Annotated in this window: 11 protein-coding genes and 2 other annotated features; of the genes, 6 read left to right on the forward strand and 5 right to left on the reverse strand. The window is 36.4% G+C overall.

The genetic code is table 11. The features are described from left to right. Nucleotides 1-48 precede the first annotated feature (48 nt). Both IGL49_RS02705 and IGL49_RS02710 read right to left on the reverse strand, forming a co-directional pair. Nucleotides 49-273 (reverse strand): DUF3955 domain-containing protein, encoded by a 225-nt coding sequence (locus IGL49_RS02705; RefSeq protein WP_164982900.1) that lies wholly within the window; start codon nucleotides 271-273, stop codon nucleotides 49-51. Nucleotides 274-369: 96 nt separating this feature from the next. Beyond that, nucleotides 370-813, reverse strand: coding sequence for a DUF2798 domain-containing protein (locus IGL49_RS02710; protein ID WP_104858179.1), 444 nt, complete (start codon nucleotides 811-813; stop codon nucleotides 370-372). Between the two features lie 248 nt (nucleotides 814-1,061). On the opposite strand from IGL49_RS02710, the gene IGL49_RS02715 reads away from it, so the two are divergent. Then, on the forward strand, nucleotides 1,062-2,282 hold the full coding sequence (locus IGL49_RS02715) for a Fic family protein (protein WP_104855266.1): 1,221 nt from the start codon (nucleotides 1,062-1,064) through the stop codon (nucleotides 2,280-2,282). Between the two features lie 55 nt (nucleotides 2,283-2,337). Here the strand turns inward: IGL49_RS02715 and IGL49_RS02720 are convergent, their stop codons facing one another. Genes IGL49_RS02720 through IGL49_RS02730 form a run of 3 tightly spaced genes read right to left on the reverse strand, consistent with a single transcriptional unit; the run spans nucleotide 2,338 to nucleotide 4,462 of the window. Continuing rightward, on the reverse strand, nucleotides 2,338-3,156 hold the full coding sequence (locus IGL49_RS02720) for an amino acid ABC transporter substrate-binding protein (protein WP_104855265.1): 819 nt from the start codon (nucleotides 3,154-3,156) through the stop codon (nucleotides 2,338-2,340). Between the two features lie 13 nt (nucleotides 3,157-3,169). Beyond that, a complete protein-coding gene (locus IGL49_RS02725) occupies nucleotides 3,170-3,805 on the reverse strand; it encodes an amino acid ABC transporter ATP-binding protein (protein WP_104855264.1) in 636 nt (211 codons plus the stop codon). 12 nt (nucleotides 3,806-3,817) lie between these two features. After that, complete coding sequence (locus tag IGL49_RS02730) at nucleotides 3,818-4,462, reverse strand: amino acid ABC transporter permease (RefSeq protein ID WP_174108317.1); 645 nt, start codon at nucleotides 4,460-4,462, stop codon at nucleotides 3,818-3,820. Between the two features lie 54 nt (nucleotides 4,463-4,516). Next, nucleotides 4,517-4,759 (reverse strand) — a binding site (T-box leader). 153 nt (nucleotides 4,760-4,912) lie between these two features. Then, nucleotides 4,913-5,145: a binding site (T-box leader), on the reverse strand. Between the two features lie 147 nt (nucleotides 5,146-5,292). Here IGL49_RS02730 and IGL49_RS02735 point away from each other — a divergent pair. The 5 genes from IGL49_RS02735 to IGL49_RS02755 all read left to right on the forward strand — a co-directional run bounded on the left by IGL49_RS02735 (nucleotide 5,293) and on the right by IGL49_RS02755 (nucleotide 11,524). After that, entirely contained in the window at nucleotides 5,293-6,924 is a 1,632-nt protein-coding gene (locus tag IGL49_RS02735; protein ID WP_104855262.1) for a peptide ABC transporter substrate-binding protein, read from the forward strand. A 106-nt stretch (nucleotides 6,925-7,030) separates the two neighbouring features. Beyond that, the gene (locus tag IGL49_RS02740) at nucleotides 7,031-7,279 is read left to right on the forward strand and encodes a GlsB/YeaQ/YmgE family stress response membrane protein (protein ID WP_104855260.1); all 249 of its coding nucleotides are present in this window, start codon (nucleotides 7,031-7,033) and stop codon (nucleotides 7,277-7,279) included. A gap of 379 nt (nucleotides 7,280-7,658) precedes the next feature. Continuing rightward, complete coding sequence (locus IGL49_RS02745; RefSeq protein WP_164982899.1) at nucleotides 7,659-9,398, forward strand: DUF2264 domain-containing protein; 1,740 nt, start codon at nucleotides 7,659-7,661, stop codon at nucleotides 9,396-9,398. 2 nt (nucleotides 9,399-9,400) lie between these two features. After that, nucleotides 9,401-10,228: a hypothetical protein gene (locus tag IGL49_RS02750; protein ID WP_104855258.1), complete on the forward strand. Its 828-nt coding sequence runs from the start codon at nucleotides 9,401-9,403 to the stop codon at nucleotides 10,226-10,228. A 132-nt stretch (nucleotides 10,229-10,360) separates the two neighbouring features. Further along, entirely contained in the window at nucleotides 10,361-11,524 is a 1,164-nt protein-coding gene (locus IGL49_RS02755) for a glycoside hydrolase family 88 protein (protein ID WP_104855257.1), read from the forward strand. The last annotated feature ends 12 nt before the right edge of the window (nucleotides 11,525-11,536 follow it).

Consider the following 11,536-nt stretch of genomic DNA (forward strand, 5'->3'; position numbering starts at 1 on the left):
ATGTTTTTATAAAAAAAGGGCCTGATGTTTTGACACGTCAGGCTCTTTTTAAGGCTGTTTTGTTTTACCTTTTTGATTCATATGTTCTTTAAATGTGATTGTTATAACTGAAAGCAAGGCGATGAAGAGAAAAAAGTAACCGAGGGGCGTACAGAAAAAGGCGGGTTCTTTTAAGAGTCCATCGCTAGACAATGTTGATCTAACTAAAATAGAAATCATAAATAATAAAAGACTAATCAAGCCAAGAAATAAGCTAATACGATATTTTTTCAACTTCAGTTCCTCCTTTAGTGAACTATCACTAAGATAAATCAAAAAGATTAACTTTTTTTTGGGCAACTGTTAAAACTTAGATAAGAAAGCTATTTTCTAAGTTTGTCGTTGTTGGTAATTGGTTAAGATCATACGTGAAAAGGGACCGACAATCAGCAATTGATAAGGAAGGGCAACAATAAAGTTCAGGCCCCAAGCTTGGAAATAGGCACTTAGTGACAACGTCTGGCTTTCCATTAATAAACCAAATAAAGACATACAAGTCACCATGCCGATAATCATGAAGCTCGAAATTGTCAGAATCAGCAATAGCCGTTTTTCTTTATTAAAGGGTAAAGAAAAAGCGATTTTCTTAGCTAAGACACCAACGACGAAAACATCTAAAATAAAAGCAACGATAAAACCAGGAAGCAAACCTTTTGATAAGGCGTACAATGAAAATTCTCCATGCAATAATAAATTATAGGTGCTCATTCCGAAAACCATCAGAAAGCACATTAACGTGGTAAAAAGCAGTCCTTCTTTTTTATTAGTAGGCATTTTTTTCTCCTTTCATTTATTGAGAGTAATGATTGTTCTAGGCAGAAAAAGGACAAATTCTCTCGACTTTTACTAGTGTAGCAAAAATAAAAGTTCTTCATAAGTTAGAATTTGCTAAATTTTCTATGTGAATTTAAAATTATAAAATAGTTGAATTTTGTAATTTTGAATGTTAAATTGAAGTGAAAGATATTCTAAATTACAAAAAAACGTTTTTTTGTAATTTAGAATAAGAAAAGAGGGGTATAATGACATATAAATTACTAAAAGTAGATTTTTATAAAAATAGAGATTCTTTTGAAAAGAAATATCAAGAACGTTTAAATTTTGATTCTACTTTACAAACTAAGTTATTTATCCACCCTTTTGACAAAGAAGAACGGAAAACAAAAGAAACCTATGAGTTATTCTACGTTCCTTTACTTCAACACAGCGTATTACAAGAAAAAATTATGAAAAATTCTCAAGAAATAATGAGATATATACATAAATTACCAAAAATTGTACAAAAAAATATCTTTTTTTATCAATTGATTGAAGAGATACAAAGTACGAATGAAATTGAAGGGGTTAAAAGTTCAAGAAAAGATATTAGCAAAGTTTTACACAAATTAAATGCTAATTCAACTGAAAGATTTCAGGGTATTGTAAACATGTATAAAGGTATTGTGACTGATAAAATGCTAAAAATAGAAACATTAGGTCAATTTAGAGAAATCTATGATGAACTCTTTAAAACTGATATCCAAAAAGAAGACTATCCAGATGGTTTATTATTTAGGAAATCTGTTGTGTATATTAGCGATAAAGACAAAGTTGTTCATCAAGGTAGTTCCAACGAAGAAAGTATTATAGCTGATCTAGAAAAACTTATCCTTTTTATGAATCAATCAGCATTACCAAGTTTACTTAAATGTTGTATCAGTCATTACTATTTTGAGTATATTCATCCCTTCTATGATGGGAATGGACGAATGGGCCGTTTTTTGATGTCTAACTATCTCTCTAGAAAATTGGATCCACTGACAGGATTGACTGTTTCCAATGCCGTAATCCATAATAAGAGAAAATATGAAAAAGCTTTTTCCGAAGTCACAAATCCAAGAAATAGAGGAGAAGTAACTCTTTTTGTTCAGACGATGTATGAATTTATCTTATTAGGACAAACGGAAATTTTAGAAGAGCTGAGAACATGGACTAATCAGTTGAAAAGAGCCACGCAATGGTTAAAACATTCAAAGTTATCTGAAGATGAATGTAGTGTTCTGTTTTTATTAATTCAAGCACATATGTTTAGAAACGGTACCGAAAGTGTGTCGATTAAAGAAATTCAAGAAAATCAAAACTGGTCCTACGGAAAAGTTAAGCGAATAACGGAAACATTAGAAAAACAAGCGTATATTCAAGTTCAAGGGAAGAAACCGAAAACGTATCGAATCACTCAACAATTTGAAGAAACAATTGGATAAAAAAATCCTGAAACTCTCGATTTTGAGAGCTTCAGGATTTTTTATTGGTCAACTTTTAATGATTTGTAACGTCCTCTCCAAACCATTTTTGAGAAATTTTACTAAGGGTGCCATCATTTCGTAAAGTTTCAAAGGCAGCATTGATTTTTTGGACTAATTGATTGTCTGATTTGCGGACGCCCACAGCAAAATCTTCATTGTCATAGCCGACATGAGAAATAGTATAGTTTTTTAAATTATCTTCGTGGGAAAGATAGTAGTTGGCGTAAACGCGATCGATTAGGAGTCCGTCAATTCGACCAGATTTTAAATCTAAGAAAGCTTCATTAAAGCCGTCATATAAAATAGGCGTTTGGTCTTTAACAAATTTTTTCAAAACGTTGGGCTGACTTTCGAAGCCATCATAGCCAGAAGAGCCATTTTGAACCCCTAAAATTTTGCCTTGCATGTCGCTCGCTGTTGCAATGTTTTTTTCTTTTAAAGAAACAAGTACTTGGTCGTTCGTCATGTAAGGTTGTGTGAATTGAACTTTTTCGGCCCGCTCGCTCGTTTTAGTGTAGCCGTTCCAAATAAGATCAATGGTTTGATTTTGTAATTCTGTTTCTTTCATAGACCAATCAATCGGTTGGAAGTCAACGGAAATGCCATAAAGTTTAAAAACCGCTTTGGCTAAGTCGACATCAAAGCCGACAATTTTGCCTGCTTTATCTTGAAAACCCATGGGCACAAAGGAGTCATCTAAGCCAATAATAATCCGTTTTTCTTCGTTAATCCGTGTCCATTGATCTTCGTTGCTTTTTCTTTTACCACAACCTGCAAATAGGAGTAAACTACAACAGATAACCAGCAAGGCTAAAGAAGATTTCTTTTTCATTATAAACTCCTTTCTATTGGACGGGGGCAACCGTCAAAAGATTGTCTGCAATTTTTTCAGCGAAAGCCATATCGTGGGTCACGACGATCTGTGTCATGCCTTGTTTCCGTAAATCTAAAATAACTTCTTCCACTTGTTGGCGTAAAGCAGAATCTAACGCACTTGTTGGTTCATCGTACCCAAGAACTTTTGGCTTCATTGCTAAGGCACGAGCAAGTGCAACTCGTTGTTTTTGTCCACCGGAAAGTTGATACGGATAGAGTTTTTCTTTACCAGCCAAGCCCAATTTTTCCAGTAATTCTAAAGCTTCTTGCTGACTTTTTGATTTTTCTTCTTTTAGTACTAATGTAGGTGCTAAGGTAATGTTTTCTAAAACTGATAAGTGAGGGAAAAGTTGGAAATCCTGAAAAACGACCCCAACCACTTGATCGGCATTGTCCATTTCAGCAGGATTGAAAGGAACACCATCCAACAAAAGTTCACCAGAATCAATGGTTTCTAAACCAGCTAAACAACGAAGCAAAGTGGTTTTTCCGCCGCCTGAAGGACCAACAATCGTTAAAATTTTACCATCTGGAATTTCTAAATTTAAGTGATCAATAATGATCCGGTTATCAAAATGTTTGGTTAAATTTTTAATAGTTAACATGGTAGATTCCTCCTATTTATAATATTGATAGAATTTTTCAATTTTCTTAGAAGCAACAGTTAAAATTGCTGTAAAGAGTAAATAAATCACTCCCACTAAAGCTAATGGCACTAATGTAACATCGCGGCTCATCGCAATTTTACCAGCACGTAAAAGATCGCCTAAGCCAAGGACATAAATAAGAGAAGTATCCTTAACCAAATTGATAATTTCATTTCCTACGGAAGGCAGCACGATTTTAACAACTTGTGGCAAAATAATCCGCGTGACTGTTTGAAAACGTGTTAAACGTAAAACTTTGGCAGCTTCATATTGTCCTTGGGGAATGGCTTGAATCCCCCCACGGAAAATTTCAGCAAAGTACGCAGCATAATTTAAAATAAATGCGAATAAGGCCGCGTCGTAACGTTCAAAGACAATACCAATTAATGGTAAGCCGTAGAAAACAAAAATTAATTGTAACAATAGTGGAGTGCCGCGCATTAACCAAATGTAGAAGTTAATTAAGTAACGTAAAGGTTTAAACGAACTTTGTAAAATAAAGGCAATGACAATCCCCAGTGGAATCGAGCCAAGGAGCGTAAAGAAAAAGACTTTCAGTGTCATGCCAGCTCCGCTAACTAAAGCAGGTAAAATTTCTAAAATATAATCCATCATTTTTTCCTCCAACAATTTTTATTAAAAAAACAAAAAAGCCTCTTGGCTGTGAGCCAAGAGGACGAATCGCATTCGTGGTGCCACCTCAATTTACTTATCTTTCACAAGATAAGCCTCATGTAGTTGCGTTGACAACTACTCTCTGTTAACGATAGAGCCACCGGTTTTTCTTACTAAAGGATTCAGAAAAACATCTTTTAGGTGTGAGTAAAGAAGAAGCCATCTTTTTCTTTCAGCCAATGAAAAAGTCTCTGTAAAGGAAGAGCTAAATTACTATGTCCTAAGCCTTGATTGTAAGTATGAAATTGTTCGAACGGAACAGAAAACCTGTTGTTTTTCTAGATTATCCCATTAAGCATAAAGAAAAGGGGACAACAGACTTGAGTGGTTGAATGACGCTCTCAGTTTGAAAGTGCCTCTAAAAAACAAAAAAGTCCTTTGGCTAGTCAGCCAAAGGACGAATAATCAATTATCGTGGTTCCACCTTAGTTTATTCGTGTTTCACAACACGAACCTCATGAAGTTCATAACTTCGCCTGTTAACGAGTGGTCCCGGACTTTCCTACTAAGGGTTCAAAAAGTCAACTCCCAGATGTGGTTCGCTGTTTCTTTACGTCTTTTTCCACCAACCAAAGACTCTCTTCACTAAAGGAAACAGTTACTCTTCTGTTCTCTGTTTTTCAATACTGTACCACCAGAAAAAATATCTGTCAACTCTTATTCTTAAAAAAATATTTTTCTTTCAAAAAGTAAGTGCTGAAAAAGGACAAATATATGGAAAATCATGTAAAATGTAAGTAAGTTGTTTGAACAGAAGGAGGAGTTTTGGTATGAAACAGAAAAAGTGGTTAATCGGACTTGTTGTGTTGGGCTTGGTCTTAGCAGCGTGTGGCAGTGGTGGTTCGAAAACAACCTCGAACGAAACAGCCACACAGAAAATTAACGTCGCATCTGGTGGTGAACTATCGACATTAGACAGCGCTCATTATACAGATGTCTATAGTTCCGATATGATTGGTCAAGTGGTTGAAGGCTTGTATCGACAAGATAAAAACGGAGATCCTGAGCTAGCTATGGCGAAAGCAGAGCCACAAGTTAGTGAAGACGGGTTAGTCTATACATTTAAGTTGCGAGAGGCAAAATGGACAAACGGGGATCCTGTTAAAGCAGGGGATTTTGTAGTTGCTTTTAGAAACGTGGTCGATCCAGCGTATGGTTCAAGCAGCAGTAATCAAATGGATATTTTTAAAAATGGACGTGCGGTTCGGGAAGGACAAGCCACGATGGAAGAATTTGGTGTCAAAGCAATCGATGACCAGACACTAGAACTAACATTGGAAAATCCAATTCCTTATTTAGCCCAAGTTTTGGTGGGGACACCTTTTATGCCTAAAAATGAAGCCTTTGCCAAAGAAAAAGGCACTGCCTATGGGACTTCTGCAGATAATTTTGTTGGCAATGGGCCGTTTGTAATTTCAGGCTGGGATGGCAATTCAGAAACCTGGAAATTGAAGAAGAATGATCATTATTGGGATAAAGAACACGTCAAATTGAATGAAATTGATGTTCAAGTAGTGAAAGAAATTGGCACAGGAGCCAATCTTTTTGATAATGGCGATTTAGATTACACTGTTTTAGCAGATACTTATGCACTGCAATATAAAGACTCAAAACAAGCGCATTTTGTGCCTAAAGCCATGGTGGGTTATTTAAGTCCCAATCATCGCCGTGAAATTACCGGCAATGAACATGTTCGAAAAGCTTTTTTACAAGCGATTGACAAAGAAACTTTTGCAAAAGAAATTTTAGGGGATGGCTCGACAGCTTTAAATGGTTTTGTACCAGCTAATTTTGCAAAAAATCCAGATACAGGTGAAGATTTCCGCAAAGAAAATGGTGATTTATTGCCATATAATATTAAAGAAGCCCAAGCCAACTGGACCAAAGCGAAAGAAGAGTTGGGCAAAGATAAAATTGAATTGGAGCTAATCTCAGCGGACTCAGCGATTGCCAAGAAAACCATTGAATTTGTTCAAGGGCAATTGCAACAAAATTTACCAGGTTTAACAATCAAATTAAAATCACTGCCTTTGCAAAATCGTTTGGATTTACAAACAGCAGGTAATTACGATTTAGCCTTTGGAACATGGACACCTGACTATGCTGATCCCATTAATTTTTTAGAATTTTATGACTCAAAAAGTGGCTTAAATACTTCTGGTTATAACGATTCAGCGTATGATGCGGGTCTCCAAAAAGTTAGAAAAGATTACGCCAATGAACCTGAAAAACGCTGGAATGAATTACTAAGTTTAGAAAAAACATTAATTGAAAAAGATGCCGGTGTTTTACCCTTATTCCAAGGAGCCATTGGTTACTTGAAATCAGATCGCTTACAAGGTTTGCAAGTATTTTCTTTTGGTCGCACAGTTTCCTATCGTTTAGCTTATGTAGAAGAATAAATTGACTTCTAAAAGGTCCTATCTTTTGAAAAAGTCTGCTTTCTGTTTTATTCTTAAAGTAGGAAAATTAACTAAAAAAATTAACTATGAAAGGTAGGTTTTTCAAATGTTTAGCTTTTTATGGGCATTAATTGTCGGAGGAATTATTGGCGCAATTGCTGGCGCAATTTTAGGAAAAGACGTGCCAGGTGGCATTATTGGAAATATTATCGTGGGCTTTTTAGGAAGTTGGGTAGCATCACTCTTGTTGCCTTCTTTAGGACCAGTCATCGGCGGCTTTCCAATTATCTCAGCGTTGCTAGGAGCGATTATCTGTATCGCTATTTACTCTTTTATTGTAAACCGCATGGCGTAAATTTGTATCAAAATGATATCTTGAAAAGCATCATAAAACTTGTGAAGGTTAATCAGACCATTACTTTTGATGTCTTTTCTATCATATTTTAAGTCTATGACAAAAATCTCTTTGGATTTTTGTCATAGACTCTTTTTTTTTTAAAATATTTATTATGAGAATTTCCTACGTTAGACTACTTATTTTTCATTTATTATTCATTTTTGATAAAGGAAGTTTTGTCGGATAAAGTGAATAGCTCAAGGTTCAACAAAAATAAAGAAAAAATTAATATGTTAAGTTTAGGGAAGGTGAAATGCTGCTCTCATAATACGCCGTTTTATTCATTAAACGATAGTTGAAAAAAATAAGTGCTCTTGTTATTCTTTGAATTAAACTAATGGGGGCGAAAAGCATGGAATCGTTAAAAAGTAATCTTTTTTTGACCAGAGAAGCATATTTGGAAGCTTTTGAAACAATCATGACACCTTTAAAAACGGCTATTTTAACATCAGAAAAACCTGGCGTGAATTTTGGGTCCAGTGGTGCTGTATATGATCAGCAACATGCTGAAATGGAAGCGCTCATTCGACCATTATGGGGAATTGGACCACATTGGGTTGCTTGTAAAGATGATGTTTTAAGAGATGCTTATGTGGAAAAATTAATCGCAGGAACTGATCCGTCATCCCCAGATTATTGGGGCGATATTGTTGATTATGATCAATATATTGTGGAAGCAGCAGCATTATCTTTAACTTTATTGCTTCATAAGACATATTTATGGTCCTGTTTTTCTGAGAAACAGCAAAAAAATATCATAGCTTGGTTAAATAAGGCACTTGGTTGTAAAATTCCTAAAAATAATTGGACGTTTTTTAAAGTGCTCATTCGTTTGGCACTCGAGGGATGTGGACAAGTGATTAACCAAACGGAACTAGAGGAAGAATTGGCGTTGATTGAACGCATGTATTTAGGTGATGGTTGGTACATGGATGGTAAAACTACGCAAAGAGATTATTATATTTCGTTTGCTTTTCATTATTATAGTTTGATTTATGTCAAATTTATGCGAGAAAGAGATCCTGTTCGTGCGAAACGTTTTACAGAACGAGCCGTTATGTTCGCGCAGGACTATCTGTACTATTTTGATAAGGAGGGCGAAGCGTTACCTTACGGACGTAGTCAAACGTATCGATTTGCTCAAGGAGCGTTTTTCGCAGCTTTGATATTTGCAGAAGTAGAGGCGTTACCTTGGGGACAAATAAAAACGCTGTTAGCAAAACATTTACACTGTTGGATGCAACAGGCTATTTTCACTTATGATGGTCGGTTGTCCATTGGCTATCATTATGAAAATTTAGTAATGGCAGAAGGCTATAACGCACCAGGCTCTCCGTATTGGGCCTTTAAAACATTTTTGTTACTCGCAGTGGATCAAGACCATCCGTTTTGGCGTGCTGAACCGCTGGCGATAAAACGAGAAGAAAAGCGTTTGATTGAAAAGGGAAACATGTTATTAATCCATCCTAAAATGAAAACGCATGTCCTTGGCTATCCTGCAGGACTATGGCTTGAAAATCAAGCGCATGCTGCGGCTAAATATAGTAAATTTGTCTATTCTAGTCGCTTTGGTTTTAGCGTTCCCAAAGCTGGTGCGCGTTATGATGAGGGGGCTTTTGATAACGTATTGGCTGTTTCTCGTGATGGTGAATATTTTCGTGTTAAAGGGAAAGTTCATGATTTTTATTTAACAGAGGAGCAGGTTTATTATAAATGGCTACCTTTTCAAGAAGTAGAAATTGAAACAACCATTTATCCTTTTGGAGAATGGCATGTTAGAGTACATGAGATAGTGACATCGGTTCCATTAAAAGTGCGAGAAGGAGGATTCACTCTACCGTTACTTGGAAAATTTCCAGAAAAAGAACTTGGTAAAGAGTGGGCTAGAGTCGATTCAGGAGAATTGTGTTCGCAAATAGTTGCAATTGAAGGGTATGACCACGCAGGTATTCTTCAACCTGAACCCAATACATCGTTGTTTTTCCCAAGAACAAGTTTACCTTATTTGCAAAAAGAGCTACCAATAGGAACGCATCGCCTGATTTGTTTGGTAGGTGGTGTGACAAGGGAGGAATAAAAATGATAAAAATCGAATTGAAAAATAAAGACAATCAAATTATTACTGGCCGAATCGATCACGAGAAGCCAGAAGCACCTTTCATGACGGAGGGAGAAACGTCAGCGGTATTAGCAATTAAACAGTACTTTTATCAAGTTGGCGACAAAATTGTAGTGACTTATACAGGGACTAGCCCTTATTTGGTGGTTCAACTAGATGAAACTTTGGCTCCTTCATTGATTTATCTAAAAGAAGAAGTTTGGGAATATCAAATCCCATTAGAAGAATCTGCTCGAAAAGCTTTTGTTGATACAGCCTTTCATTCAGCAAGACACCAAATAATGGTTCGACAAGCGCACACGTTTGAAAAAGACAATTATCAAAATCTTTCTATGAATACACATGATCAAAAAGAATATTCAGGGGCCTATCCCCATGCGTATGCAAACGTTGAAACGAGAGACGATGCTGTTTTCTTTGCGAAAAATGCTATTGATTCTAAGTTTGGTAACCTTTCTCATGGTTCGTATCCATTTGCTTCTTGGGGAATTAACCAACAAAAGGAGGCACAGTTAACGATTGACTTTGGCAGGCCTGTAGAAACGGACTGGATCCGCTTGCTATTTCGGGCGGATTACCCACATGATAGCTATTGGGAGGAAGTCACTTTAGCTTTTTCAGATGGTGAGGAACGAGTAGTTGCCACAACGAATACCGCCTGTTTTCAAGAAATAAAGTTCCCAATGAAATCAACACAAACTTTGACATTAAAATGCTTACGAAAAGCGCTGGACTCTTCTCCGTTTCCAGCGTTGACCCAAATTGAAGTATTCGGTCGGAATAAATAACAAAACAAACTAGCCTTTCGATGGCTAGTTTATTTTGTTTTTAAGAGAAATAATCAAGAAAGGTCGCTTTTTATTTTCTTTTACGTTATAATACAATAAGTTAATATGTTAACAAGTTAAGGAGTGATGGAGATGTGTAGTCAAGAAAATAAACAAAGATTAATCTCTTTAGGAGAAAAAGTCACAAATGAATGGATTCAAACGCAATTAAATGAATGCGTTTCAAAAATTGCTAAAAATATGCAGCGTTTCGGAACACAATTTCCTTCAGCTTGTGCTACGAATGGTCGATATCGTCTTAAAGCTAACGATGACTGGACCAATGGCTTTTGGACAGGCATGCTTTGGCTGGCATATGAGTGGTCTCACCAAGAAAAATTTCGTTTACTGGCAATGGAAAATATTGACAGCTTTCAACAACGGTTAGAGGAGCATTTTGTTTTGGACCACCATGACATTGGTTTTTTATATAGTCTATCAGCGGGTGCTGGGTATAAAATTACCGGTGATGAGCGCTGTAAACAAGAAGTGATCGCTGCCGCTGAAGTATTGTCAGCACGATTCCAAGAAAATGGCTCCTTCATTCAAGCGTGGGGCCGTTACGGTGATCCCAAAGAATATCGATTAATTATCGATTCATTAATGAATTTACCGCTTTTATTTGAAGCAACTAAATTATCTGGAAATAGCGTGTATGAGGAAATTGCCTCACGTCACTATCATACGTTAATGAAAACAGTGATTAAATCCGATGCGACAACTTATCATACCTATTATTTTGATCCAGAAACTGGTCGACCAAAACATGGGGCTACGCATCAAGGACATAGTGATACTTCGATTTGGGCACGGGGTCAAAGTTGGGCAATTTTAGGGATTCCCCTAAACGAAACATTTCTCCATTCCCAACCATTTCCAGAAATGTATCCACAAATAGTGGAGGTTTTTCTAGCTCATTTGCCAGCAGATTTAATTCCTTATTGGGATTTTGATTTTAATGACCAAATGCCATCTGACAAAGATAGCTCGGCACTGGCAATTGCAGCATGTGGTTTATTGGAAGCAGACAAACTACAGGCTTTTCCTCAAGCGAATGAGCTTGCCAAAGGAATGATTTATCAATTAGGAGAATATTATCGTACGCAAAATGATCCCGAAAATGAAGGACTGCTACTCCATGGTGTTTACGCACATGCAGAAGGAAAAGGGATTGATGAACCCAACTTATGGGGCGATTATTTTTACATGGAAGCCTTAATGCGTTTAGCAAAACCATCATGGCAAAGATACTGGTAAAGGGGAAAAATG

This window comes from Enterococcus sp. DIV1337a (assembly GCF_051712285.1).
Classification (GTDB): Bacteria; Bacillota; Bacilli; order Lactobacillales; family Enterococcaceae; genus Enterococcus; species Enterococcus faecalis.

Coding starts and splice junctions, on each gene's coding strand:
- IGL49_RS02730 (WP_174108317.1), bottom strand. CDS start 4,462: ATGATGGATTATATTTTAGAAATTTTACCTGCTTTAGTTAGCGGAGCT.
- IGL49_RS02745 (WP_164982899.1), top strand. CDS start 7,659: ATGGGGGCGAAAAGCATGGAATCGTTAAAAAGTAATCTTTTTTTGACC.
- IGL49_RS02720 (WP_104855265.1), bottom strand. CDS start 3,156: ATGAAAAAGAAATCTTCTTTAGCCTTGCTGGTTATCTGTTGTAGTTTA.
- IGL49_RS02740 (WP_104855260.1), top strand. CDS start 7,031: ATGTTTAGCTTTTTATGGGCATTAATTGTCGGAGGAATTATTGGCGCA.
- IGL49_RS02755 (WP_104855257.1), top strand. CDS start 10,361: ATGTGTAGTCAAGAAAATAAACAAAGATTAATCTCTTTAGGAGAAAAA.
- IGL49_RS02710 (WP_104858179.1), bottom strand. CDS start 813: ATGCCTACTAATAAAAAAGAAGGACTGCTTTTTACCACGTTAATGTGC.
- IGL49_RS02735 (WP_104855262.1), top strand. CDS start 5,293: ATGAAACAGAAAAAGTGGTTAATCGGACTTGTTGTGTTGGGCTTGGTC.
- IGL49_RS02750 (WP_104855258.1), top strand. CDS start 9,401: ATGATAAAAATCGAATTGAAAAATAAAGACAATCAAATTATTACTGGC.
- IGL49_RS02725 (WP_104855264.1), bottom strand. CDS start 3,805: ATGTTAACTATTAAAAATTTAACCAAACATTTTGATAACCGGATCATT.
- IGL49_RS02715 (WP_104855266.1), top strand. CDS start 1,062: ATGACATATAAATTACTAAAAGTAGATTTTTATAAAAATAGAGATTCT.